Source organism: Metasolibacillus sp. (assembly GCF_025291715.1).
GTDB classification, from domain to species: domain Bacteria; phylum Bacillota; class Bacilli; order Bacillales_A; family Planococcaceae; genus Metasolibacillus; species Metasolibacillus louembei.
This window is the reverse complement of record NZ_JAMBIZ010000074.1, coordinates 1-662: the sequence shown is the minus strand read 5'-3', so window position 1 is coordinate 662 and position 662 is coordinate 1. Positions and strand designations below refer to the sequence as shown.

The following is a 662-nucleotide window of genomic DNA, read 5'->3' as shown; positions in this document are numbered from 1 at the left end:
TGTTGTTCGCGGTTTTCAGGACGAATATCAGGAATAGCTGATATTAAGCGCTTCGTATAAATATGTTGTGGATTATTATAAATTTCTGCACTTGTTGCTTCTTCAACGATGCGTCCGCGATACATAACACCGATACGGTCACACATATGACGAATTACACCTAAATCATGACTAATGAATAAGTATGTTAGTCCGAGCTCAGCTTGTAAATCTTGCAAGAAGTTTAATACTTGTGCTTGTACAGAGACGTCAAGCGCAGATACTGGTTCGTCCGCAATAATAAGCTTCGGTTTTAATGTAAGTGCCCGTGCAATACCAATTCGCTGTCTTTGTCCACCAGAAAACTCATGTGGATATTTATAAATTGACTCTGGATTTAGACCAACTTTATCAAGATATTCTTGAACCGCTCTACGTTCTTCATCAGGTGAGAGCTTCTCAAAATTTCGAAGAGGCTCAGCAATAATGTCGAGAACACGTTTCTTCGGATTTAATGATGAATAAGGATCTTGGAAAATCATTTGAATATCTTTTCGTTGTTCACGTAGCTCAGAGCGACTTAATTTTGTTAAATCTCTATTATTAAAATGAATGCTACCCTCTGTTGCTTTCGTTAAATGCATAATTGCTTTACCTGTTGTTGATTTACCACTACCAGATTC

1 protein-coding gene is annotated in these 662 nt (G+C 37.5%); it reads right to left on the bottom strand.

Annotation, left to right across the window (positions count from 1 at the left end; genetic code table 11):
- Nucleotides 1-662 (bottom strand): ATP-binding cassette domain-containing protein (locus M3Z76_RS19660; RefSeq protein WP_295657590.1); only part of this gene is annotated, 662 nt, incomplete at both ends.